Genomic DNA, 24,428 nt, shown 5'->3' on the forward strand with positions numbered 1-24,428 from the left:
GATGGATTCGCAACGCAATCTTCTACTCATCGCTCTGCTGTTCGTGTCTTTCATGATCTGGCAAGCCTGGCAAGTGGACAACAATCCACAACCAGCCGCTCAGACCACGCAACAGACTGCGAATACTGCTACCGGTGATAAAGCAAGCCAGGCCGTGCCAGGCAGTGGTCAGGGCCAACTGATTACTGTAAAAACTGATGTGCTGTCTCTGACCATTAATACCCGTGGCGGTGACATCGAGCAGGCTAACCTGCTGGCTTACCCGGATGCTCTGGGTTCAGATAAAACTTTCGAATTACTGGAAACCACCCCAGCGTTCATTTATCAGGCGCAAAGTGGCCTGACAGGTAAAAGCGGCCCGGATAATCCAGCTAACGGTGAACGCCCGCTATTCGAAGTGCCTCAAACCAGCTTTGTATTAGCTGATGGCCAGGACGAACTGCGTATTCCATTGACCTTCACCGGCAAAGATGGCTCCGTCTTTACCAAGACGTTTGTGCTGAAACGTAATGATTACGCCATTGGCGTGGATTATCACGTGAAAAACGCCTCTGCTGCCCCGCTGGAGCTGACGCTGTTTGGCCAATTAAAGCAAAGTATCAACTTGCCTAAACACCGTGATACCGGCAGCAATAACTTCGCGCTGCATACTTATCGTGGTGCGGCTTACTCTTCTGATGAAACTAAATATAAAAAATACAGTTTTAGTGATATCGAAGATAAGAGCCTGGATATCACGACCAAAGGCGGTTGGGTTGCTATGTTGCAGCAGTATTTTGCAACAGCGTGGATTCCAGCGGCTAACGAAACCAACACTTTCTACTCCGCTGACTTAGGTAACGGTCTGGCTGCCATCGGCTTTAAAGGTGCGCCTGTCGTGATTCAGCCGGGTGAGCAGAAACAACTGGGTGCCACCTTGTGGGTTGGCCCGGAAATTCAGGACAAAATGGCGGCTATCGCGCCACATCTGGACCTGACTGTTGACTATGGTTGGTTATGGTTTATTTCTCAGCCACTGTTCAAACTGTTGAAATTCATCCACAGCTTTGTCGGTAACTGGGGCTTCTCCATCATCGTTATTACCTTTATCGTGCGCGGTATCATGTACCCGCTGACTAAAGCGCAATATACCTCGATGGCGAAAATGCGTTTGCTACAGCCTAAACTGGCTGCTATGCGTGAGCGTATCGGCGACGATAAGCAACGTATGAGTCAGGAAATGATGGCGTTGTACAAAGCTGAGAAAGTTAACCCACTGGGTGGCTGCTTACCGCTGGTCATTCAGATGCCAATCTTCCTGGCGTTGTACTACATGTTGATGAGTTCCGTTGAGTTGCGCCATGCGCCGTTCATCTTGTGGATTCATGACTTGTCAGCACAAGACCCGTACTACATTCTGCCAATTCTGATGGGTATCACCATGTACTTCATTCAGAAGATGTCACCGACTACCGTGACTGACCCGATGCAGCAGAAGATCATGACCTTCATGCCGGTTATCTTCACTGTGTTCTTCCTGTGGTTCCCAGCGGGTCTGGTACTGTACTATATTGTCAGTAACCTGGTGACCATCCTGCAGCAACAGTTGATTTATCGTGGTCTGGAAAAACGTGGTTTACACAGCCGCGATAAGAAGAAACAGTCTTAATATGATAAATCCCCCAGTCACTGACATACGTTAGTGATTGGGAGAGCAGCTCACCACAGCTGCGACTGCAATTAAGAAAGGTATATAAGGCGGTCATAGCTATATGACCGCCTTATTCTTTTAAAGAGAGAGATAACCATGAGCACCACTGATACTATCGTGGCACAAGCAACGCCTCCTGGCCGTGGTGGCGTGGGTATTTTACGTGTTTCTGGTCGTGCTGCCGCAGCGGTCGCGGAGGCAGTTTTGGGTAAATTACCTAAACCACGCTATGCCGATTATCTGCCATTTAAGGATGCAGATGGCAGTACGTTGGATCAAGGTATCGCTCTTTACTTCCCCGGCCCGAATTCTTTCACTGGCGAGGACGTGCTGGAACTACAAGGTCACGGTGGGCCGGTTATACTGGATTTACTGTTAAAACGTATTCTGGCCCTGCCCGGACTGCGCATTGCCCGTCCGGGTGAATTCTCTGAACGGGCGTTCCTGAACGATAAGCTAGATTTAGCTCAAGCAGAAGCCATTGCCGACCTGATCGACGCCAGTTCAGAACAAGCTGCACGTTCGGCGGTAAACTCATTACAGGGCGCATTTTCAGTGCGAATCCACAAATTGGTGGAAGCACTCACTCACTTGCGAATCTATGTCGAAGCTGCCATCGACTTTCCTGATGAGGAAATTGATTTCCTCTCTGATGGCAAAATTGAAGGCCAGTTAAATGGCGTAATGGCAGATCTGGAACAAGTACGCACTGAAGCCCGGCAAGGCAGTTTATTACGTGAAGGGATGAAAGTGGTCATTGCTGGCCGCCCGAATGCTGGCAAATCCAGTTTACTCAATGCGTTAGCAGGACGAGAAGCAGCGATTGTGACCGATATTGCGGGCACTACCCGTGATGTATTGCGGGAACATATTCATATCGATGGGATGCCGTTGCATATCATTGATACTGCAGGCCTACGTGAAGCCAATGACGAAGTTGAACGTATTGGTATCGAACGTGCCTGGCATGAGATAGAACAGGCTGACCGCGTGCTATTTATGGTTGATGGCACCACCACGGAGGCCACTGAACCGGCGGCGATCTGGCCAGAGTTTATGGCGCGGTTACCTGCTACGCTCCCCATCACTGTGGTGCGCAATAAAGCTGATATTACCGGTGAGACCTTGGGTTTAACCGAAGTAAATGGTCACTCACTTATTCGCTTATCCGCACGTACCGGTGAAGGTATTGACCTGCTGCGCAATCATCTCAAGCAAAGTATGGGCTTTACCAGCAACACCGAAGGCGGCTTCCTCGCACGCCGTCGCCATTTGCAAGCACTGGAAACGGCCGCACAACATCTGGTGCAGGGTCATGAACAGTTAGTAAGCGCTTACGCCGGTGAACTACTGGCGGAGGAACTGCGTTTAGCGCAACAGTCATTGAGTGAAATTACCGGCGAATTTAGCTCAGATGACTTACTGGGGCGAATTTTCTCCAGTTTTTGTATCGGAAAATGAGTGTGATGCCATAGAGCTGGAGCAGATTATCGCTAATTTTGATAATCTGGCTCTATGAGTCTGAATCGACGGTAGCTCGAACACTTAACTTTATTCATAAACTGAGGTATCCATGATTATAAAACCACGTGTACGCGGCTTTATCTGTGTGACTGCACATCCGACAGGCTGCGAAGCCAACGTCAAAAAGCAAATCGACTATGTCACAGCAGAAGGTACAATCGCTAACGGCCCAAAACGAGTATTAGTGATTGGTGCGTCAACTGGATACGGGCTGGCAGCCCGCATTACAGCAGCATTTGGTTGTGGTGCCGATACACTGGGCGTTTTCTTTGAGCGTCCGGGCGAAGAAGGCAAGCCGGGAACCTCGGGTTGGTACAACAGCGCCGCGTTCCACAAATTCGCTGAGCAAAAAGGCTTGTACGCGAAGAGCATCAATGGCGATGCTTTTTCCGATGAGATTAAGCGCCTGACGATTGAAACCATCAAACAAGACTTGGGTCAAGTTGATCAGGTTATCTACAGTTTGGCTTCGCCACGTCGTACTCACCCGAAGACCGGCCAAGTGTTTAACTCCACACTGAAACCTATCGGGCATGAAGTTAAATTCCGCAGCCTTGATACTGATAAAGAAGTTATCAAAGAGGCCGTGTTGCAACCGGCCACTCAAGAAGAAATCGACAACACAGTCGCCGTCATGGGTGGTGAAGACTGGCAGATGTGGATTGATGCACTGCTGGAAGCGGGCGTGTTGGCTGAAGGCGCACAAACAACCGCTTTCACCTATCTGGGTGAAAAAATCACTCATGATATCTATTGGAATGGCTCTATTGGCGCGGCCAAGAAGGACTTGGACCAAAAAGTTCTGGCGATCCGCGATAGCCTATCTGCCCACGGCGGCGGTGATGCCCGTGTTTCTGTGCTGAAAGCAGTGGTGACTCAGGCCAGCTCTGCGATCCCAATGATGCCACTGTATTTGTCATTGTTATTCAAAGTGATGAAAGAAAAAGGCACTCATGAGGGCTGTATCGAGCAGGTTTATGCGCTGTATAAAGACAGCTTGTGTGGCAACGCGCCGCACCTGGACCAAGATGGCCGCCTACGTGCTGATTACAAAGAATTGGCTCCTGAAGTACAAAGCCAGGTTAAGCAGTTGTGGGACCAGGTGACCAACGACAATATTTATCAGTTGACCGACTTCACCGGCTATAAAACCGAGTTCTTAAATCTGTTCGGTTTTGCTGTTGATGGTGTGGACTATGAAGCTGATGTTAATCCTGCGGTGAAGATCCCTAATCTGATTCAGGGCTAAACCTCCGGTTTATATCAGACAACCCGCTGTGCGCCGTACAGCGGGTTGCTTATCCACTCATTAACACTTCTTCTCATTATATTCTCTTGATATAGCCATATCATTATCCTATATATCGATAATAGATAAGTTAAGTCTATATTCTTCGTTTACGGATAACCTAATAGCCTGCAACCTTGTGAATAAATTCCTCTTTAGAGTCTGAATTAATATTTATTCCACAGGGAAATAATGATGAGAATACGTTCGCTGGCAATATCCTTATTTGGTTTAATTATTTTAACCTCACTGAATGCCCATAGTGAGGAGAAGAAAGTCATTAAGTTAGGATTTAACCCTGGCCCTTATAAAGAGCAATTTGAGAAAGGCGTGGCACCTTATCTAATAAGTAAAGGTTACAAGATTGAATATAAAGATTTCAATGATGGAATCCAGGTCAATAATGCAGTCAGCACTGGAGAAATTGATGGCAATATCATGCAACACCCGGTTTATCTGCAAGCCATAAATGACCGATTACGCATTGATAACACAGGTATTGTACAAGTCCCCACGCCCCCGATGGGCCTCTATTCTAATAAGCACAATAAAGAAGACAAGCCCAAAGATGGCGCATGGATTTCAGTCCCGAATCAGCCCTCCAATGAATACCGAGCCGCGCTCTTACTGCAATCTATTGGCTGGATAAAGCTGAAAGAAAAAATTGATCCAGCCACTTTCTCGCAAAAAGATATTGCAGAAAATCCGTATCATTTGGTGATCAAAGAAATGGATAATGCGCAGCAAGTCAGGGCATTACCCGATGTAGACTATGGCGCAATCCAAGGTAACTTTGCTGTGTCTAATGGGATAAAACTCACTTCAGCGCTGCAACTTGAAAAACCCACCTCTCAGTTTGTTAACGTGGTGACCGTTGCCGGTAAAAATAAAGACGCCGAGTTTGCCAAGGATATTATTGCAGGATATCACTCCCCTGAATTTAAAAAATATATTCTGGATAACGAAAAATACACGGGTTATATGCTACCTGATTATCTAAACTAATGGATTAACAGATGATTGAACTTCAGCATATTTCCAAGACCTTTGAACGTAAAGGTATCAAACTACAGGCTCTTAATGATGTCAATTTAACCGTCGAGGACGGTGATATATTTGGCATCATCGGCTACAGTGGCGCGGGGAAAAGTACCCTATTACGCATGGTCAATTCACTGGAAAGCCCGAGCGCCGGCAATGTGATTATTGATGGTAAAAACCTGCATGACTTTAGTCAGGAACAGCTTCGTTTATTGAAAAAAAATATTGGCATGATATTCCAGAATTTTAATTTATTGGAATCAAAGACTGTTTTTAAAAACGTCGCCATGCCACTTATTTTATTGGGGAAAAACAAAAAATTCATTCAAGAACGTGTTGCGGAGCTGCTGGACTTCGTCGGGTTGGGGGATAAAAGTCACAATTTTCCGAACGAGTTATCCGGAGGACAAAAACAGCGAGTGGGCATTGCTCGGGCGCTGGCAACTAATCCCTCTATTCTGCTGTGTGATGAGGCTACATCGTCACTCGACCCGCAAACCACCGCTCAGATTTTGTTATTACTGAAGAAAATTAATCAACAATACAATATTACGGTGTTGCTGATTACCCATGAAATGTCAGTCATTCAAAAGATCTGTAATAAGGTAGCGGTCATGGAAAACGGTCAAGTCATTGAACAAGGTTCAGTATTGACGGTTTTTGGTCATCCAACCCACCCCACGACAATTAACTTTGTTCGCACCGTCATCAAAGACAGCTTGCCCGAGAGTGTGAAAAAATTATTGGATAACAGCCATGCAGGTCGCCAATTTCGCCTGGCGTTTATCGGGGCAATAGCGACACAGCCGGTGATCAACCAACTCATCAAGCAATATGATATTGGCATCAATATTCTGTTTGCCAACATGTCAGAGATACAGGACACCACGCTAGGTCATATGGTGCTGTTATTAACCGGCGAGAATCACATCATTGATAGCGCCGTTAATTATCTGGCGGGAACAGGAATTGATATACAGGAAATAAATTGATGATCGAAACCGCAATTACATTAGACCAATTTATCCAGGCGCTACACGATACTCTGGTTATGGTCAGTATTTCATTGGTGATCGGTTCTCTTATTGGTATTCCTTTGGGGGTTTTACTGGTAGTGACTCGGCCGGGTGGGTTAATTAAGAATAGGGTTTTTTATAATATTCTTAACCCCATTATCAATATCATCCGATCATTGCCGTTTATTATTCTGATGGTCGCGATTATCCCGCTCACCCGCCTCATTGTGAACACTACCATAGGAACGCCAGGGGCGATTGTACCGCTGATTATTTTTATCGCGCCGTATATTGGCCGCTTGGTGGAAAACTCCCTGCTGGACGTTAATCCCGGAATTCTGGAAGCAGCAAAATCAATGGGGGCAACACCGCTACAAGCCATTTGGTATTTTTTACTGCCTGAAGCACTGTCGTCATTAATATTGGCGCTGACCACCGCCACCATTGGTTTGATTGGTGCCACTGCCATGGCGGGTACAGTCGGTGGTGGCGGAATTGGTGATTTAGCTATTACTTATGGCTACCAGCGCTTTGATACTTTTGTCACTGTCACTACCGCGATTGTATTAATTATCACCGTGCAGTTAATTCAATCGCTGGGTAATTTATTTGCCAGTAAAATTCGCCGTGAATAAATAAAAACCCCTTTCGGCTAGCAAAAGGGGTTCAGACGGCGAACAAGTTCAAATGAAGGGGAAACGTGCCGTTGGGATCGCTCTTAGTTTCAAATACAAGTGCGTAAGCCACCGAAGCGCCCCTAGGTACGATCACCCCTTCACACACTCACTCGTTTTTCAAAAAGTCACAGTCGCGAATTAAACCTTAAAGCCGCTAATCACACTCTCCAACTGCACGGTTTGATCCTGCATAGCTTGCGCCGCTGCCGCCACTTGCTCCACCAGCGCCGCATTTTGCTGCGTTGAGTTATCTAACTGATTAATCGCCAGATTAACCTGCTCGATACCCAGACTTTGCTCTTGGCTGGATGACATAATCTCATTCATTAATGACGCCACATTGGACACTCCGCTCATCAGATCATCCATCGTGGTGCCCGCATCAGCCACCAAGCGAGTACCAATCGTGATATCAGACACCGAGTCTTCAATCAGCTTTTTAATTTCTCGGGCAGAAGTTGCCGAGCGCTGTGCCAGATTACGCACTTCAGAGGCCACTACAGCAAAACCACGCCCCTGCTCACCGGCTCTCGCGGCCTCGACTGCCGCATTCAGTGCCAGAATATTAGTTTGGAAAGCAATGCTGTCAATTACACTAATAATATCGACAATTTTCTTCGATGAATGGTTGATTGACCCCATGGTGTCCACCACTTTCTTCACTACAGTGCTACCTTTCACTGCCACAGAGGAAGCATCCATCGCCAGTTTGTTGGCATGGCTGGCGTTATCCGCATTTTGTTTCACGGTACTGGTCAACTCATCCATTGAAGCCGCAGTTTCTTCAATTGAACTGGCTTGATCTTCAGTACGAGCTGATAAATCCAGATTGCCGCTGGCAATTTGACGCGATGCCGAAGCAATGGCCAAGCTGCTTTCGCCGACTTGTCGCATCATTTGCTGCAAATAGTCGATAAAATCGTTGAAACTCTGGTTAATAGCATTGAACTCCGGGCTACTACTTTGTGGTAAACGCTGGGTTAAATCAGCACCACCCGCAGATAAAGCCATGATGTTTTGTTTCAATGCCGCCAGCCGTTTCATAAAGACGCGGATAGAAAACACCAAGAACAACAGCAATAACAACATGATAGGAATCTGCACTAACCCCAGATGCAACAAAATGCTGTGACTCTGTTTGACCAACAAGCTGGTGGGCAGATCAGTGACCAAATACCACGGGCTATTGGCGATGGGGCGGATAAACAGAGTGTGAGAGGTGCCATCGACGTCAAATTCATTTTCCAGTAATTTCTGGTCTTTCATTTGCGGCAATAATCGCTGAGTTTCTGCCGCCATTGGCGAACTGCTGGCGAAGTCTGATAGATTTTTTAATTCTGCTTTGCCATCAGCCAGGGCGCTGCTCCCCACAATCTTGCCATCAGCTTCGACAATCAGAATGGTGCCATTGACCTTCTGTTCCATATCTTTAACCAGGCGGTTAAAGAAGCCTAAAGTGACGTCAATGGTAGAAACACCATAGATCTCGTCGCCTTTATAAATCGCCATTGCGCAGTTAGTTCTTGGCTGCGGACTGGCATCATCCTGATAGGCTTTAGCCCAGGCACAGAAGCCTTTCGGGGCATTTAAACCCTCTTTATACCAAGGTTGCTCAAAATAATTTTGCGACTCTGGCGAGTTCCAATGGGTGTTTACCGTTAACTTATTTTCCCCATTACGGGCAAAGAAAGTGCTGAATTTAATCACTCCTTGCTCACGTTTATGGGGTAATGGCCAAATCCCACCACCAAAGACATTACTGTCACCGTATTGATCCACTAACCCCGGCAATAATTGGTCAATGGTATTACTGTCCATGATGGCAACCGCCTGCGTAATACTGCGGGCTTGTGCCTCCACTTTATTCATTTGCGCCGTTATTGCCGTCGCGATTTGGTCGACACTGTTGCCAACAATGGTGCTTTCAGATTGTTTGAGTTGTGGTGTGACAAAAAGCTGAATAACCACCACCGTGATTATTAGCAAAAAAATGAAAAACGCACTAACGAGTAAGGTAAATCGGGCTTGAGTGGTTTTTAGCATTATCGTGTCGCTCAATGTAAGAGAGCTGGATAGCTCCTGATCTATTAACGGCACTTTATGCATAGACTTGATAACAGCAGCGGACGATTTCTCCGTTCCTCTCCTCCGATCACAATTTCAATGTAACAAATCCGCAGATGACACCCATTTAAGTTAAATTTTAAGGAGTAGCACGTTACTCAAGTTTGTCCTACTCTGGTGAGAGATCAGTGTTACACATTAACTAAACGGGAGTCAGTCATGTCACAGCAACCCCTTAAAATTGTTACCCTTTTGGGTAGCCTGCGTAATGGTTCCTACAATGCCATGGTGGCACGTGCGCTGCCTAAATTAGCACCAGCCGGTGTGAGTATCGAAGCACTGCCTACTATTCGCGACATTCCACTTTATGACGCCGATGTACAACAGGAAGATGGGTTCCCGACCACGATTGAGGCCATTGCTGAGCAGATTCGTCAGGCCGATGGGGTGATTATCGTGACACCGGAATATAACTATTCCGTCCCCGGAGGGTTGAAGAACGCCATCGACTGGCTATCCCGTTTACCTAACCAACCGCTGGCTAACAAACCAGTGGCAATTCAGACCAGCTCCATGGGGCCGATTGGTGGCGCGCGTTGCCAGTATCATTTGCGCCAAATTTTGGTATTCCTTGATGCGATGGTAATGAATAAGCCCGAATTTATGGGCGGGGTGATTCAAAGCAAAGTCGATGAACAAACCAAAGAGCTGACCGATCAGGTAACACTGGATTTTCTGGCCAAACAGCTTGCTGCATTTGCCACTTACATTGAGCGTGTTCGGGTGAAATAACCCTCTATGGTTACAAAACCCCCATAGCCTGCGGTCTTGGGGGTTTCCTCCGTATCACGCCCCATGTTATCAATAGCCACTTTATCTTTGCGGATGCTACTCACCCATGGCCGTTAAAATCACTGTCTGGTTCCTCCTGACCCTGATATCCACTCTCTGGCTAGGCTGGTACGGGTTGAATACGCAGCAAACCGAGCGAGAAACGGAGTTTCGCACCATTCACCGCGAACTAAGCCAACAATTGGCCCAGCAGCAAGCCATTTTATTTTTGGCTCTGGAACCGGCTCAATTGGTGCAATTACAACGCCATTTTCCACAGTTAGTCGCAATCAATCAAACACCGGCAGACCCATCTCGACCCGGCCAACTTACCTTGCATATTCAGGAGGGAGATTACCGGTTGGCTAACTCATACAACGGCAGTGGTTTGCAGGTTAATGCCCAGAAATTACTGCAAATAGTGGGCTTACCGCCTCATTTTGATAGCTTAATATTGCGCTATCAGCAGCATCAACTCGCGATTTTGGGCCATTCAGCACCTGAAAGTTTCTGGCAGTGGCAAAAACCGGTGGGAGAAGGGGCACAATCTTTCACTTTAATAGGCCATGCCACCCCGGTTTGGCGTGATTTACCTTGGTTGACCGCCCTACTGCTTTCGCTGATGACAGCCGCTGCCTTATACAGTTGGCACCGCTGGCAGCAATTGGCTCAGCACCGTTTACATGCTGATCAACGCGCCAAATTTGCTGACCAGGCCAGACTCAATGCTATGGGAGAAATTGCAACCGGCATCGCCCATGAATTAAACCAGCCGCTCACCGCGACATTGACCTATAACCAAACCGCACTACGGCTATTACCGCCGCAGGATGAGAACGTCGCTCCGTTGCTGGTGGCTTCTGTCGAGCAAATCAAGCGTATTGCTGCTTTGCTGGATCGGCTGCGAACCTTACTCAGCCGCGGGCAGATAAATTTACAACCGGTCGTGGTGGCTGATATCTGGCGGCGGGTTAATGTGTTGTTGCACCAGGAAATAACCGCGGCGAATGTCAAAATCATCAATATTATTCCCGTCAATCTGCCCACACTCCAAAGTGACCCTTTATGGCTGGAACAGGTTTTTCATAATTTGCTCAGTAATGCGGTTCAAGCTATCCAACAGACACCGGCCCCGACAGTCATTTTCACCATAAATATCACACTTAAACAATGGGTTATTAAGATTGAAGATAATGGCCCAGGGCTTAATCATCAGCAATTAGACAACTTGTTCAGCCCCTTCTATACCACCCGAGAGAGTGGGCTGGGATTAGGGCTTACCCTGTGTGAAACATTGGTACAACGTATGGGTGGCGACATAAAAGCGAGAAACAATGAACATGGCGGTGCTTGCTTTATCCTGACTTTTCCTCTGATGACCGGGAGTACACATGACAAAACACATTTATCTGATTGATGATGATGAGGGTGTTCGTGCTGCGTTGTCCGCGTTACTCTCGACCATGGGTTGGGAGATTAAGGCGTTCAGTAACGGCCAGATATTTCTCGATAATTTGACGGTTACCCAGCCGAGTTGTGTGTTGCTGGACATCCGCATGCCGGGTAAAAGTGGTATGGCGATATTAGAAGCCATCCAAGAGAGTGATAGCTCCCTCCCGGTCATCATTATGACGGGGCATGGCAATGTTGAGTTATGCCGCCGGGCCTTTAAAGGCGGGGCTCTAGAATTTTTGACTAAACCGATTGATGCCGATGTATTGATTGAAACCATCAGCATGGCGCTGGATCAACATGAACAGGCGTTGGTGGTTTATAAGCGGCAGGCAAGCTATCAACAGTTATTCAACCAACTCTCTGCTCGTGAACGGGAAGTCGCCACCCTGATTATTCAAGGGGAAACCAGCAAGCAGATCGCCCATATCTTGTCTATTTCTCCGCGAACCGTCGAGGCCCACCGCGCCAATATTTTTGCCAAGTTAGAGGTCAACTCGCTGGCCTCACTGATTCATCACTATCACTTATCCGCCCAATAATCCCCAAAGCAATTGGCGTTACAGGTAGGCAGCCAGTGAACTCATCCCGATGAGCTTACATAAGTAAGTGATTCGGGTGCGCGAACGCAGCTAACACCCCTGCGGCGTCAAGTGCGCCAATAATCCCCAAAGCAATTGGCGTTACAGGTAGGCAGCCAGTGAACTCATCCCGATGAGCCTACATAAGTAAGTGATTCGGGTGCGCTAACGCAGCTAACACCCCTGCGGCGTCAAGTGCGCCAATAATCCCCAAGGCAATTGGCGTTGCAGGTAGGCAGCCTGTGAACTCATCCCGATGAGCTTACATAAGTAAGTGATTCGGGTGCGCGAACGCAGCTAACACCCCTGCGGCGTCAAGTCCGCCAATAATCCCCAAGGCAATTGGCGTTGCAGGTAGGCAGCCTGTGAACTCATCCCGATGAGCTTACATAAGTAAGTGATTCGGGTGCGCGAACGCAGCTAACACCCCTGCGGCGTCAAGTGTGCAGGGGATAGGTAGAAGTACCTAGTAAAACGGGTAATAGGACGAATGTTTTTTCACCACTTTCCGCCGTAGGATAGCATCACTGTGAGGAATTCACTTCGCTAACAATAAGGATTTTATATGATCAAGCCTATTGCCCTGACCTCCGCCTTATTCATCGGCCTGATAACTCAAGCCTCTGCTGCGGGCCTGAATACTGAACACAATATCTCTTTGGCACTGGCTACCGATTTGGCCAGCCGCACTCTCGCCGTTTGCCAGGCTGATGGCTATAACGTCGCGGTTACCGTTGTGGATCGCGCTGGTATCATCAAAACTGTGCTGCGTGCTGATAATGCTGGCCCACACACGGTAAAAGCCAGTGAACAAAAAGCCTTTACCGCGCTGTCGACCAAAACCCCAAGTGGGCAAGTGATGGAAAACAGTCAGAAAACACCTGCGGCTAATAATCTGAAAGATATTCCTGGTTTCTTGCTATTAGGTGGCGGTGTGCCAGTGAAGGCTGGAGATGAAGTCGTCGGTGCGGTCGGTGTTGCTGGTGCGCCCGGCGGACATTTGGATGCGCAATGTGCGACCAAAGCACTGGAGCAAATCAGCGATCAGTTGAAGTAATACGACATTCAATAAAATGGCCTACTCTCAGTAGTGAGAGTGGGCCATTTCAACATAAAGCAATTAGTGATCAACAAACGCAATTTTCAGCACAAACAGTAGCGCAACCACTACCACGCATGGGCTGATCTCACCCCAGCGACCGGTACCCAATTTCATCAGGCAATAAGAAATAAAGCCCAGCGCGATCCCTTCAGTAATGGAGAAGCTAAACGGCATCATCACTGCGGTGACAAAGGCGGGAACCGCTTCGGTCAAGTCATCCCATTTCACACGGGCCAAGCTGGATGTCATCAGCACGCCAACATAAATCAGTGCGCCCGCCGCTGCATAGGCAGGTACCATCCCAGCCAGTGGAGAAATAAATATCACCAACAGGAAGAGGATCCCGACCACTACGGCGGTTAAGCCGGTACGGCCACCGACAGAAACACCGGAGGAGCTTTCAATATAAGCCGTCACTGACGACGTACCAATAAACGCACCGGCAACAGAACTGATACTGTCCACATACAGCGCTTGTTTCATGCGCGGAAACTTCCCTTTATGGTCAGTTAAACCCGCTTTATCCGTCACACCAATCAATGTACCGGATGAATCAAACAGGTTAACCAACATAAAGGAGAATATGATCCCCGCCATACTAATATTCAGCGCACCGGCTAAATCGACCTGCCCAACCACGGAGGTCACACTGGGCGGCATGGAGAAAATGCCCGAATAATGCACATCACCCAACGCCCAGCCGATTAATGTCGTCACGACAATCGACACCAGCACCGCAGCATGAATATTGCGTGATGCCAGAACCGCAATGATAAAGAAGCCCAATGCCCCCAACAGCACACTGTGAGAGGTCAGATTCCCGACCGCAACTAATGTGTCCGGATTGGCGACCACGATACCGGCATTTTTCAGCCCCATCATGGCAATAAATAGGCCGATACCGCTGGTAATCCCCACCCGCAAACTCAGTGGAATGTTAGCTATCATCCAGTAACGGATGCGGAAAATAGTGAGCAAAAGGAAACCGATTGCGCCCCAGAAAATAGCACCCATGCCAACTTGCCATGAAATACCCATCGCGCCAACCACCACAAAAGCGAAGAAAGCATTAAGCCCCATCGCCGGTGCCAGAGCGACCGGTAAGTTTGCCAATAGCCCCATAAAGATACTGCCGAAAGCAGCAATCAGACAGGTGGTGACAAAGACGGCCTGCACATCCATGCCCGCAACCCCTAAAATCTGTGGGTTAACGAACACGATATAGACCATGGTCAGGAAAGTGGTTATACCCGCAATAAGCTCAGTACGCGCGGTGGTGCCATGTTGCTTTAGTTTAAAAACACGTTCGAGCAGCCCCTGCTCAGTATCAAGGTTTGGTTTACTCATTCGAGAAGTTCCACAGAAGGGAGTGACAGTTGGGGATATCCTATAACAAAAAACAGTTGTTTAGAGCGAGATCACACTCTATTTGGCTATTTTTTATCTACCCTGTTGCGCAACAAGTGACTTAATATTAACCACTTATTATTCAACTTATTGAATTTTATTCAGTTGATATGAGTAATATTGCTAGCAGGGTAATTATGTATCGCATTCTGGGGCAGGATAGTTAAAGTGGGATAAAGAGGGTTGGTATGATTAAAGGGAGAAATAAGTGAGTAATATTGAATGCATCATGTTCGATTGCGACGGAACCTTGGTCGACAGTGAAGTGCTGTGTTGCCGGGCCTATGTCGTGATGTTTGCCCATTATGATATTCACCTGTCACTGGAAGAGGTGATTAAGCGTTTTAAGGGCGTGAAGCTCAATGAAATTGTCGCGCTGGTGAGTAAAGAAAACGGCCTGGATGAGCCAATAGAAAAGCTAGAGAAACTTTATCGCGATGAAGTTGCTCGCTTATTTGATGCCGAATTACAACCTATCGCTGGTGCAAAAACATTGTTAGAACAAATAGCACTACCGGTTTGCGTGGTGTCCAATGGGCCGGTGAGCAAAATGCAGCACTCTCTGGGCTTGACTGGCTTACTGCCTTTCTTTGCAGAAAGACTCTATAGCGGCTACGACATCCAATGTTGGAAGCCCGATCCCGCATTGATTTATCATGCAGCAGAAGAGATGAAGGTCGCGGCCGAGCGCTGTATTTTGATTGAAGACTCAGCCGCCGGCACCCATGCCGGAATAGCGGCCGGGATACCGGTGTATTATTACTGTGCCGATCCGCACAATCAGCCGATTCACCACCCATTAGTCACCATGTTTGATGATATGCGGCAACTACCCGACTTATGGCGCGCCAGAGGCTGGCAGATTACCCAATCTTAACTTGCTGGTAATACAGGTTTATTTCGCCACCAGCGCCATGAACGTTTAATGGCGCTTTGCTTATTAATGGCATGTTGGGGACTGAAGCGGCGGTTAAGGCCGTTTGCCAGTAAGTCCAGTGCCAAACATAAAACGAAATAGACCAATGCCACAAACAGAAATACTTCCATCGGGTAAACCATGCTGCGGTTATTAACCTGAGTGGCCAAAAACGTCAGTTCATTGACCCCGACGATATACGCCAACGAAGTATCCTTAATCAAAGAAATCCATTGATTAATAAATGATGGCACCATCATGCGCAAGGCCTGCGGCAACACTACAAACCACAAAACTTGCCAACGATTGAAGCCCAATGACAAGCCCGCCTGCCACTGCCCCGCCCCAATCGCCATAATCCCTGCTTTCACCGCATGAGCCAGATAAGCCGAGGCAATCAGCGCCAGCGCACACACCACGGTGGTGATTTCCGGTATATCCACACCAAAGACAATGGGTAGTAGAAAATAGGTCCAAAAAATCAACATAATCACGGGAATAGCGCGAAAAAAACCTAAAAATGCGGCTAATATTCCGGCCCAAACACCACTGGACATCGCCAGCACCACACCCAGTACCGTGCCTAAAATAGCCGAAGCCACGCCAGCTAACAGGCTGATCAGCAAGGTTAATGCTGCCCCGCCTAACGGGCCATCAGGAAATGTGCCCCACAACAGATAAGTCCAGTTATCGGCAATAATTGTAAAATCCATCTCAGTGCCCCTTAACGGCGGTTCGCTGCTGACGCCACATACCCCAGGCCTCAATCAACGCAATAATCGCGATATACAACACCGTTGCCACACCAAAAGCCTGGAATGTCCGCAATGTTTCCGTTTCAACCTGGCGGGAGGCATAAGAAAGCTCGGCCACACCAATAGCCATCGCTAATGACGAGTTTTTAATAATATTCATATATTGGCCAAGTAACGGCGGCATGGCGATTTTTAACGCCTGCGGCAATACAACATGGCGCATAGACTGCCAACCTGTCAGCCCCAATGCGTGGGCAGCATATTTTTGCCCCTTGGCAACCCCGCTGATCCCTGAGCGCAACTCTTCCGCAATAAATGCCGTGGAATAGAAGGTCAAGCCGATGAAACCGGCCAAAAACTCAAAAGAAGGCCAGCCGAGAGTAAGCCCGAAAACGGTGATTTCATGGGGAGTATTAAGCCACGGTATCCAGGATGCGGGCAGAAATTGACTGGCAGCAAAATACCAAAAGAACAACTGGATAAGCAGCGGCGTATTACGAAATAGCGTGCTGTAACCAATCGCAAACCATTGCAACCCTTTGAGTTCGCTGTCTCTGGCCGCCGCCAGTAAAAAACCCAATAGTGTAGAGGCCACCACTGTGCAGGCAGAAATCCACAACGTCAGCAGAAAACCATGCCACAGCCAGCCAAGATATTGCGGGGCCAGCAGCCAGTCAGTGAGGTGATGTAGATTCATATTTCCTTAAACCCGTATCTGCATGAAAGCAAATAGCCCTGCATCACAACAATGCAGGGCTTTTGGTGTTCTCAATTGACTATTGAATCATGCTTTAGGCTGTTGATCCAATGGTGCAAATTTGAAATCGCCACGTGGTTGAGCTGCTTTAGTTTCTGGCCCGAACCAGCGGTCATAAATTTTCGCTGCTTCGCCATCTTTTTCCAGTTTAACCAGTGTCTCGTTCACTTGAGCAGTTAAGCGATCTTCCCCTTTAGGAATACCAACGCCTTGATATTCTTTAGTAATACTGAATGGCGAGATTTCAAAATCTGCTTTTTGTGCCGCAGGCAGGTTACCCAACAGCCCGACTAATTTCGCATCATCCTGAGTGATAGCTTGGACATTACCATTGCGCAAAGCCGTAAATGCTACCGGAGTATCATCATAGGAAATGACTTTCGCCGTTGGATAACGATCACGTAAGGTTATTTCCTGTACCGTGCCTTTATCCGCGCCGATACGCAACCCAGCGATGTCTTCTGGCGTTTTCAGCACACCTTTATGAGCAATAAACTTCTGACCCGTCGCAAAGTACGGCAAGCTGAAATTCACTTCCTTGGCCCGGTCATCCGTAATAGTGAAGTTGGCAGCAATCAGATCCACTTTTTTAGATGTCAGTAACGGAATACGGTTAGCAGGGTTAGTGGCTCGCAGTTCGACTTTTACACCTAAATCTTTCGCGATTGCATTCGCCACATCGACATCATATCCCACCAGCTTTTTAGTCTGTGGGTCGATATAACCAAATGGTGGGTTGCTATCGAAAACAGCAATCCGCACCACACCAGCCTGTTTAATATCATCCAGTTTATCTGCGTGAGCAGCGCCAGAAAGTGTGGCCAGACCGGCTAACAGCGTGAGTGCCATAACGCTTTTTTTGGTGGTTAGAGATTGCTTCATTGAAAGCTCCTAAGATGATTGAGATGTTGCGATACACGTAAGCTATCAAGTCAACGTTAGGTCAGGAAATAATATAAAACGATATATTTATAACTAAATCATCTCAGGGGATAAGTTTGCTTATATTGAAAGAAAAAGTGAAATCATGGGCGGGGAAAATGGGTGATTATGGCCGTGAATTCCCGGCCAAATCGTATTTCTAGCGCGTATGAGTAACCATCAGTTCAGTAGCGTTATCTACTGCTTTATACTATTCCGTTGGAATTTCGTCTGCTTTTACCTTTTCGTGATGACTCGTAGCAGTGGGTTTAACTTTAGTCTTTGCCAGACCCGCAGACTCTTCGGCAATCTCTGACTGACCAATGAAAACACCGCCTTTTTTGATGGAGAAATTACTACCTTTTACAATGCCGTTTAACCGACCATTCTCCAAAACTTCCAAATTATCAGAAACACAAACACCTTCGACCCGCCCATCAACTGTAATGTGAGGAGCGGTTAAATTCCCTTCGATATGACCACTGCGCATCAATCTTAGTGTGCCTTCATTAACGATGATATCACCGATGACAACACCATAAATTTGAATGTCACCATCAAGATTAATATTACCTTTTAATTTTGTCCCCACAGCGATAATCGTATTTGTCTTCGTGGAGTCTGATGGCGAACCCGATAATGGAGCCGAAGATTGTAGAGAGGAACTGGCCATAATAGACACCTTGTCATGACTACTTGTTTTCTTTTTAAACATAATATTTATCAGAATAAAAATGAGGAATAAAGTAGGAGCAAGAAGAAGATAAAAAAATAAATTGTAGACTATATAGCTAACTAAACAGGCACCCCAGACAACCCACAACAGGCTAAGAGCCACATTCTTTGGCATATACAGACATATGTTCACTTATCCCGCCCAATGTAAACGCATATTAAAAATCATATATACCCATCATACTTCAAGCTGCATGTGCGTTGGCTACGTTCAATCACCCGAATCACTTACTGATGTAAGCTCATCGGGACTCTCTCGCTTGCCGCCTTCCTGCAACTCGCATTATTTAGGGTATAAACTTATGCAGATAAATATTAAAATCACTATTGCATTGCAGTCGGGAAATATAACTTCCTCATAAAGGAAGTTATATTTCCTCTGAACAACAAAACCATTTAAATATATATCCACAAAGCAACACAATACAGTTTTATTATGTCAATCAATGGGTGATTAAATATAAACAGAGATAAAACGAGAATGAATTAGCTTAATAATCCAATAAGATGAGAGTAACGGCGGGAGCGATAATTTATAAAAAATAATCCCCAATCAAGCAGGAATGCTTAATCTGATTGGGGGGAATCAGTCACTTTTCAACTTTATTAGAAAGCAGTTTTTCTAAATCATCGCCACCTAAATGACGGAAATCCTGACCTTTAACAAAGTAGAAGATAAATTCGCAAATATTCTGGCAGCGGTCACCAATACGTTCAATCGAACGGGCGCAAAATAATGCTGTTAGCACACTAGGGATAGTGCGCGGATCTTCCATCATGTACGTCATCAACTGGCGCACAATGCCTTCATATTCCTGATCAACTTTCTTATCTTCGCGATAAATTCGGATAGCTTCATCCAAATCCATGCGGGCAAAGGCATCCAGTACATCATGCAACATCTGTACCGTGTGGCGCCCTAAAGACTCCAAGCTGACCAGTAAAGGCTGGTGTTGATGGGAGAATTTTTCCAGCGCAGTACGGCAAATTTTATCCGCCACATCGCCAATGCGTTCCAGCTCAGAAATCGTCTTGATAATCGCCATCACCAGACGTAAATCACTCGCCGTCGGCTGACGTTTGGCAATGATGCGCACACAAGCTTCATCAATGGCCACTTCCATCATATTAACTTTCTTATCGCCAGCAATGACCTGTTTTGCCAACTCACCGTCCTGATTGTGCATGGCGGTGATCGCGTCAGATAATTGTTGTTCCACCAGCCCGCCCATGGTCAATACTTGGGTGCGAATATGTTCAAGTTCTGCATTGAACTGGCCAGAAATATGTTTATTCAGATTCAAGTTATCCATAATACTTCCCGTACATGTAAATAGGCAAAATTACTATATACCCTAAATAATTCGAGTTGCAGGAAGGCGGCAATTGAGCGAATCCCCAGGAGCTTACTCAAGTAAGTGACTGGGGTGAACGAAAGCAGCCAACGCACATGCAGCTTGAAGTATGACGGGGATAGGCCCCTCAGCCATAGCGACCAGTAATATAATCTTCTGTCTGTTTCTGCTGCGGCGCGGTAAACAGGGTATCGGTATCACTGAATTCAATTAACTCGCCCAGATACATAAATGCCGTGTGATCTGAACAGCGAGCCGCTTGCTGCATATTGTGTGTCACAATCACCACCGTATAGTCAGATTTCAACTCACTGATAAGCTCTTCAATACGGCCGGTCGAGATAGGGTCAAGTGCTGAGCAAGGCTCATCAAGCAACAACACATCTGGGCGAATAGCGATACCACGGGCGATGCATAAACGCTGCTGCTGGCCACCCGACAAACTGTATCCGCTCTGGTGCAGTTTATCTTTGGTCTCATTCCACAAAGCCGCTTTGGTCAGCGCCCACTGCACACGTTCATCCATATCGGCGCGAGATAGGTTCTCAAACAGCTTCACACCAAAGGCGATGTTATCGTAAATCGACATTGGGAATGGGGTTGGCTTTTGGAAAACCATGCCAACTTTTGCTCTCAACAACGCAATATCTTGTTTATCCGTCAGGATATTCTGCCCATCCAGCAAAATATCACCTTCAGCACGCTGATCCGGATACAACTGATACATTTTATTGAATGTACGCAGCAGTGTTGATTTACCGCAGCCTGATGGGCCGATGAATGCTGTGACCTGGTTTTTGGCAATATCCAGCGAAATATTCTTCAGCGCATGAAATTTGCCGTAGTAGAAGTTCAGATCGCGAACCTGAATTTTGCTGTTGTTGATGTCAGTAGCCATACTCATCAAGACTTCTCTCTTTTAGCCAATGCCGCCGTAGCCGCATTTTGGAATTTATTGGCGAATCGGGTTTTTCTTTGCTAATTAAGGGCTTTTTTCAGCCGATTAATACTTTTTCTTAGCGAAAATAACGCGAGCCAGAATATTCAGTAACAGTACACACAGGGTTATCAAAAGTACCCCAGCCCATGCCAGTTGCTGCCATTCGGCAAACGGGCTCATGGCAAATTTAAAGATGGTGACCGGTAAGTTAGCGATTGGCCGACTCAGATCGGTGCTCCAGAACTGGTTGGAGAGCGAGGTGAACAGCAAAGGTGCGGTTTCACCGGCAATACGCGCTACTGCCAACAAGATACCCGTCAAAATACCGGAGATAGACGCTTTTAAGGTAATGGCCGATATCATGCGCCATTTTGGTGTTCCCAATGCATAAGCCGCTTCGCGCAAGCTATCCGGTACCAGCTTCAGCATGTTTTCAGTGGTGCGAATAACGATGGGGACTTGTAACAGCGCCAGCGCAATCACCCCAGCCCAACCGGAGAAGTGCTCCATCTTGGCAACCACGATGGTGTAAACAAACAGGCCAACAACAATAGAAGGCGCTGATAACAAAATGTCATTTATAAAGCGGGTAATTTCCGCCAGCCAAGATTTACGGCCATACTCGGCCAGGTAAATCCCCGCCATAATCCCTAATGGGGTACCAATGACGGTTGCCCACAAAATTAATAATCCACTCCCCGCAATGGCGTTAGCCAAACCACCACCAGCGGTATTGGGTGGCGGTGTCATTTCGGTAAACAACGCCAAAGACATACCATCGATACCTTTGGTCACAGTGGAGAATAAAATCCACACTAACCAGAACAGACCAAACGCCATGGTTGCCATTGAAAGCAATAAAGCAATGCGGTTCTTTTGACGACGCCAGGACTGCTTTTTACGGCGGGTTTCCATCAGCGTCGCATCACTTTGCATATCCATCGTCGCCATCTTAGCGCCCCTCTTTCTTAGCCAGACGCAAAATCATTAACTTAGATAAAGCCAGTACAATAAAGGTAATGACGAATAAGATCAGGCCCAGTTCCATCAACGCGGCGGTATGTAAGCCAGATTCAGCTTCGGCAAACTCATTCGCCAATGCGGAGGTAATACTGTTGCCCGGCATAAACAGCGAGAAGCTGTCGAGCTGGTAGGTGTTACCGATAATAAAGGTTACTGCCATGGTTTCACCCAACGCACGGCCCAGACCCAACATCACGCCACCAATGACACCATTTTTGGTATAAGGCAGCACAATGCGCCACATCACTTCCCAGGTGGTGCAGCCAATACCATAGGCCGACTCTTTCATCATCACCGGGGTTTGTTCGAAGACATCGCGCATGACTGCTGCAATGTAAGGAATAATCATGATGGCCAAAATGACACCGGCGGCCAAAATACCGATACCAAAAGCCGGGCCTGAGAACAATACGCCCACAATCGGGATGCCGGACATCACATTGCCGACCGGCTCTTGGAAATAGCGAGCAAATAACGGGGCGAAGACAAACAAACCCCACATCCCGTAAACAATACTGGGGATCGCGGCCAACAATTCAATCGCCACACCCAGTGGGCGTTTTAACCAGTTCGGGGCTAGTTCCGTTAAGAATAGGGCAATACCAAAACTGACCGGAACAGCAATGAGTAGGGCGATAACCGAGGTCACAACCGTGCCGTAAATCGGTACTAATGCACCAAACTGTTCTGCCGGCGCATCCCACTCTTTGGTCCACAGGAAAGCCCAACCAAATTTCTCAATGCTTGGCCAGGAAGCAATAATCAATGAAACGATAATGCCGCCCAACAGAAATAGGGTAATCAGCGCAGCCAGTTTAACCAGCGCACTGAAAATGATGTCACCGTATTGACTCGGTGCTTTGATTGTCGGCTTGTTCGCAGCCATAGACTCTCTTCTCATCCTACCCCTAATACTTCAAGCTGCAGGGGTGTTGGCTGCTTTCGCTCACCCCAGTCACTTACTTGAGTAAGTTCCCGGGGATTATCTCAATTGCCGCCTACCTGCAACTCGAATTATTTAGGGTATATATTGTGAATCAATATTTCATAAACCGCTTGTTGCCAGTAAATCAGAAGATTGGCTTACCGCTGCTGTCTTTAATCTGAGTTTTCCAGGCAGCACGGACTTGCTCAACAACTTCAGCTGGCAATGTTGCATAATCCAGCTCGTTGGCTTGCTTAGCGCCGTGTGTGTAACCCCAATCAAAGAACTTCAATACTTCAACGCCGTTAGCCGCATTTTTCTGTTCTTTATGTACCAAGATGAAAGTTGTTGATGTAATTGGCCAGACATCATCACCTTTTTGATTGGTCAAATCTTGAGCAAATGTCTTGCTCCAATCCACACCTTTCGCCGCAGAGCTAAAGCTGTGCTCGGTTGGGCTAACAGGTTTGCCATCCGCAGAAATGAGTTTGGTGTAAGCCAGGTTATTCTGTTTGGCGTAAGCATATTCTACATAGCCAATAGAACCCGGTAGGCGCTGTACAAAGGCGGCGATACCGTCGTTACCTTTGCCACCCAAACCAGTCGGCTAGTTAACAGTCGACCCTGCACCTACTTTTTCTTTCCATTCGGCGTTCACTTTAGCCAGGTAGCTGGTGAACACAAATGAAGTGCCGGAACCGTCAGCACGACGCACCACAGCAATATTTTGATCTGGCAATTTAACGCCCGGGTTCAATTTAGTGATAGCCGGATCATTCCATTTCTTCACATTACCCAGATAAATATCGCCCAGTGTTTTACCGTCTAATGTCAGTTCACCGGATTTGATGTCAGGGATATTCACGGCCAAGACTACACCGCCAATCACTGTTGGGAACTGGAACAAACCTTCAGCGGCCAGTTTGTCGTCGGTCAATGGCGCATCAGAAGCACCGAAATCAACAGTATTAGCAATAATTTGTTTTACGCCGCCTGAAGAACCGATCCCCTGATAGTTAACTTTGTTACCTGTTTCTTTCTGATAAGAATCTGCCCACTTGGCATACACCGGCGCGGGGAATGTCGCACCTGCACCTGTCAGGCTTGCAGCAGCGAACGCGGACACAGTGGTCATAGATAAAGTCGCTGCCACAATGCTGGCTACGGTGGTACGCATCAGTTTCATAATCCCTCCTAATGGGATATTAGAATTAACTCTAAAATGTTTTCATCAGATTAAGTATGGTGCAGGAGGGAAAATAGGACAGTTTAATGACAGAAAAATGTACGGAATATTACAGTTATATGACAAACAAGAAGGGGTTAAATAAATACATTTAATATCAATAAATTAACATCGATTTATGGCAATTGCTTTATCCTTTATTTCGTAAAAAACTCACTTTACTTGTTCTAACATGCCCTATT

At 47.0% G+C, this 24,428-nt stretch carries 21 protein-coding genes and 1 pseudogene; 11 read left to right on the plus strand and 11 right to left on the minus strand.

The features are described from left to right. Position 1 precedes the first annotated feature (1 nt). The 6 genes from yidC to DX162_RS06745 all read left to right on the plus strand — a co-directional run bounded on the left by yidC (position 2) and on the right by DX162_RS06745 (position 7,194). Positions 2-1,648, plus strand: a complete 1,647-nt coding sequence (yidC, locus tag DX162_RS06720; RefSeq protein ID WP_005161105.1) for a membrane protein insertase YidC — start codon at positions 2-4, stop codon at positions 1,646-1,648. A gap of 138 nt (positions 1,649-1,786) precedes the next feature. After that, a complete protein-coding gene (gene mnmE / locus DX162_RS06725; RefSeq protein WP_004393540.1) occupies positions 1,787-3,151 on the plus strand; it encodes a tRNA uridine-5-carboxymethylaminomethyl(34) synthesis GTPase MnmE in 1,365 nt (454 codons plus the stop codon). Positions 3,152-3,263: 112 nt separating this feature from the next. Continuing rightward, the gene (fabV, locus tag DX162_RS06730) at positions 3,264-4,463 is read left to right on the plus strand and encodes an enoyl-ACP reductase FabV (RefSeq protein ID WP_004393538.1); all 1,200 of its coding nucleotides are present in this window, start codon (positions 3,264-3,266) and stop codon (positions 4,461-4,463) included. A 234-nt stretch (positions 4,464-4,697) separates the two neighbouring features. Beyond that, entirely contained in the window at positions 4,698-5,507 is an 810-nt protein-coding gene (locus DX162_RS06735) for a MetQ/NlpA family ABC transporter substrate-binding protein (RefSeq protein ID WP_032821271.1), read from the plus strand. A gap of 11 nt (positions 5,508-5,518) precedes the next feature. Then, positions 5,519-6,535: a methionine ABC transporter ATP-binding protein gene (locus tag DX162_RS06740; RefSeq protein WP_098081035.1), complete on the plus strand. Its 1,017-nt coding sequence runs from the start codon at positions 5,519-5,521 to the stop codon at positions 6,533-6,535. Continuing rightward, positions 6,535-7,194 (plus strand): methionine ABC transporter permease, encoded by a 660-nt coding sequence (locus DX162_RS06745; RefSeq protein ID WP_004393535.1) that lies wholly within the window; start codon positions 6,535-6,537, stop codon positions 7,192-7,194. The genes DX162_RS06740 and DX162_RS06745 overlap by 1 nt, the downstream gene beginning before the upstream one ends. A 180-nt stretch (positions 7,195-7,374) precedes the next feature. Here the strand turns inward: DX162_RS06745 and DX162_RS06750 are convergent, their stop codons facing one another. Continuing rightward, positions 7,375-9,279, minus strand: coding sequence for a methyl-accepting chemotaxis protein (locus tag DX162_RS06750; RefSeq protein WP_004393534.1), 1,905 nt, complete (start codon positions 9,277-9,279; stop codon positions 7,375-7,377). Between the two features lie 240 nt (positions 9,280-9,519). Here DX162_RS06750 and DX162_RS06755 point away from each other — a divergent pair, with 240 nt between their 5' ends. From DX162_RS06755 to DX162_RS06770, 4 genes are all read left to right on the plus strand, one after another. After that, positions 9,520-10,092: an NADPH-dependent FMN reductase gene (locus DX162_RS06755; RefSeq protein ID WP_004393533.1), complete on the plus strand. Its 573-nt coding sequence runs from the start codon at positions 9,520-9,522 to the stop codon at positions 10,090-10,092. 106 nt (positions 10,093-10,198) lie between these two features. Further along, positions 10,199-11,548 carry a sensor histidine kinase gene (locus tag DX162_RS06760; protein WP_004393532.1) on the plus strand — a complete coding sequence of 450 codons (1,350 nt, stop codon included), beginning with the start codon at positions 10,199-10,201 and terminating at the stop codon, positions 11,546-11,548. Next, the gene (locus DX162_RS06765) at positions 11,523-12,125 is read left to right on the plus strand and encodes a response regulator transcription factor (RefSeq protein WP_032821270.1); all 603 of its coding nucleotides are present in this window, start codon (positions 11,523-11,525) and stop codon (positions 12,123-12,125) included. Before DX162_RS06760 ends, DX162_RS06765 begins: the two co-directional genes overlap by 26 nt. Positions 12,126-12,729: 604 nt before the next feature. Continuing rightward, entirely contained in the window at positions 12,730-13,221 is a 492-nt protein-coding gene (locus tag DX162_RS06770) for a GlcG/HbpS family heme-binding protein (RefSeq protein ID WP_004393607.1), read from the plus strand. 63 nt (positions 13,222-13,284) lie between these two features. Here the strand turns inward: DX162_RS06770 and DX162_RS06775 are convergent, their stop codons facing one another. Continuing rightward, positions 13,285-14,613 carry an NCS2 family permease gene (locus DX162_RS06775; RefSeq protein ID WP_004393608.1) on the minus strand — a complete coding sequence of 443 codons (1,329 nt, stop codon included), beginning with the start codon at positions 14,611-14,613 and terminating at the stop codon, positions 13,285-13,287. 268 nt (positions 14,614-14,881) lie between these two features. Between DX162_RS06775 and yieH the strand changes: the two genes are divergently transcribed. After that, complete coding sequence (gene yieH, locus DX162_RS06780; RefSeq protein WP_032821297.1) at positions 14,882-15,550, plus strand: 6-phosphogluconate phosphatase; 669 nt, start codon at positions 14,882-14,884, stop codon at positions 15,548-15,550. Here the strand turns inward: yieH and DX162_RS06785 are convergent. The 9 genes and pseudogenes from DX162_RS06785 to pstS all read right to left on the minus strand — a co-directional run bounded on the left by DX162_RS06785 (position 15,547) and on the right by pstS (position 24,186). Next, positions 15,547-16,302 (minus strand): amino acid ABC transporter permease, encoded by a 756-nt coding sequence (locus DX162_RS06785; protein ID WP_004393609.1) that lies wholly within the window; start codon positions 16,300-16,302, stop codon positions 15,547-15,549. The two genes, yieH and DX162_RS06785, sit on opposite strands and share 4 nt — an antisense overlap. Before the next feature lies 1 nt (position 16,303). Then, positions 16,304-17,041: an amino acid ABC transporter permease gene (locus DX162_RS06790; RefSeq protein ID WP_004393610.1), complete on the minus strand. Its 738-nt coding sequence runs from the start codon at positions 17,039-17,041 to the stop codon at positions 16,304-16,306. An 87-nt stretch (positions 17,042-17,128) separates the two neighbouring features. Continuing rightward, positions 17,129-17,983 carry an ABC transporter substrate-binding protein gene (locus DX162_RS06795; RefSeq protein WP_004393611.1) on the minus strand — a complete coding sequence of 285 codons (855 nt, stop codon included), beginning with the start codon at positions 17,981-17,983 and terminating at the stop codon, positions 17,129-17,131. Positions 17,984-18,233: 250 nt separating this feature from the next. After that, the gene (locus DX162_RS06800) at positions 18,234-18,845 is read right to left on the minus strand and encodes a bactofilin family protein (protein WP_032821298.1); all 612 of its coding nucleotides are present in this window, start codon (positions 18,843-18,845) and stop codon (positions 18,234-18,236) included. 502 nt (positions 18,846-19,347) lie between these two features. Beyond that, on the minus strand, positions 19,348-20,070 hold the full coding sequence (gene phoU / locus DX162_RS06810; RefSeq protein ID WP_004393667.1) for a phosphate signaling complex protein PhoU: 723 nt from the start codon (positions 20,068-20,070) through the stop codon (positions 19,348-19,350). Between the two features lie 169 nt (positions 20,071-20,239). Further along, positions 20,240-21,016 (minus strand): phosphate ABC transporter ATP-binding protein PstB, encoded by a 777-nt coding sequence (pstB, locus tag DX162_RS06815; protein WP_004713904.1) that lies wholly within the window; start codon positions 21,014-21,016, stop codon positions 20,240-20,242. A 99-nt stretch (positions 21,017-21,115) separates the two neighbouring features. Beyond that, a complete protein-coding gene (gene pstA / locus DX162_RS06820; protein WP_004393014.1) occupies positions 21,116-22,003 on the minus strand; it encodes a phosphate ABC transporter permease PstA in 888 nt (295 codons plus the stop codon). Between the two features lies 1 nt (position 22,004). Next, entirely contained in the window at positions 22,005-22,961 is a 957-nt protein-coding gene (pstC, locus tag DX162_RS06825) for a phosphate ABC transporter permease PstC (RefSeq protein ID WP_004393015.1), read from the minus strand. Between the two features lie 184 nt (positions 22,962-23,145). After that, positions 23,146-24,186, minus strand: a pseudogene (pstS, locus tag DX162_RS06830) (phosphate ABC transporter substrate-binding protein PstS). Between the last annotated feature and the right edge of the window lie 242 nt (positions 24,187-24,428).

It is taken from the genome of Yersinia kristensenii (assembly GCF_900460525.1).
In the GTDB taxonomy this organism is placed as follows: domain Bacteria; phylum Pseudomonadota; class Gammaproteobacteria; order Enterobacterales; family Enterobacteriaceae; genus Yersinia; species Yersinia kristensenii.

Excerpts from the sequence above, each read along its gene's own strand:
- yidC (WP_005161105.1), top strand. The coding sequence starts at position 2 with ATGGATTCGCAACGCAATCTTCTACTCATCGCTCTGCTGTTCGTGTCT.
- mnmE (WP_004393540.1), top strand. The coding sequence starts at position 1,787 with ATGAGCACCACTGATACTATCGTGGCACAAGCAACGCCTCCTGGCCGT.
- fabV (WP_004393538.1), top strand. The coding sequence starts at position 3,264 with ATGATTATAAAACCACGTGTACGCGGCTTTATCTGTGTGACTGCACAT.
- DX162_RS06735 (WP_032821271.1), top strand. The coding sequence starts at position 4,698 with ATGAGAATACGTTCGCTGGCAATATCCTTATTTGGTTTAATTATTTTA.
- DX162_RS06740 (WP_098081035.1), top strand. The coding sequence starts at position 5,519 with ATGATTGAACTTCAGCATATTTCCAAGACCTTTGAACGTAAAGGTATC.
- DX162_RS06745 (WP_004393535.1), top strand. The coding sequence starts at position 6,535 with ATGATCGAAACCGCAATTACATTAGACCAATTTATCCAGGCGCTACAC.
- DX162_RS06750 (WP_004393534.1), bottom strand. The coding sequence starts at position 9,279 with ATGCTAAAAACCACTCAAGCCCGATTTACCTTACTCGTTAGTGCGTTT.
- DX162_RS06755 (WP_004393533.1), top strand. The coding sequence starts at position 9,520 with ATGTCACAGCAACCCCTTAAAATTGTTACCCTTTTGGGTAGCCTGCGT.
- DX162_RS06760 (WP_004393532.1), top strand. The coding sequence starts at position 10,199 with ATGGCCGTTAAAATCACTGTCTGGTTCCTCCTGACCCTGATATCCACT.
- DX162_RS06765 (WP_032821270.1), top strand. The coding sequence starts at position 11,523 with ATGACAAAACACATTTATCTGATTGATGATGATGAGGGTGTTCGTGCT.
- DX162_RS06770 (WP_004393607.1), top strand. The coding sequence starts at position 12,730 with ATGATCAAGCCTATTGCCCTGACCTCCGCCTTATTCATCGGCCTGATA.
- DX162_RS06775 (WP_004393608.1), bottom strand. The coding sequence starts at position 14,613 with ATGAGTAAACCAAACCTTGATACTGAGCAGGGGCTGCTCGAACGTGTT.
- DX162_RS06785 (WP_004393609.1), bottom strand. The coding sequence starts at position 16,302 with ATGGATTTTACAATTATTGCCGATAACTGGACTTATCTGTTGTGGGGC.
- DX162_RS06790 (WP_004393610.1), bottom strand. The coding sequence starts at position 17,041 with ATGAATCTACATCACCTCACTGACTGGCTGCTGGCCCCGCAATATCTT.
- DX162_RS06795 (WP_004393611.1), bottom strand. The coding sequence starts at position 17,983 with ATGAAGCAATCTCTAACCACCAAAAAAAGCGTTATGGCACTCACGCTG.
- phoU (WP_004393667.1), bottom strand. The coding sequence starts at position 20,070 with ATGGATAACTTGAATCTGAATAAACATATTTCTGGCCAGTTCAATGCA.
- pstB (WP_004713904.1), bottom strand. The coding sequence starts at position 21,016 with ATGAGTATGGCTACTGACATCAACAACAGCAAAATTCAGGTTCGCGAT.
- pstA (WP_004393014.1), bottom strand. The coding sequence starts at position 22,003 with ATGGCGACGATGGATATGCAAAGTGATGCGACGCTGATGGAAACCCGC.
- pstC (WP_004393015.1), bottom strand. The coding sequence starts at position 22,961 with ATGGCTGCGAACAAGCCGACAATCAAAGCACCGAGTCAATACGGTGAC.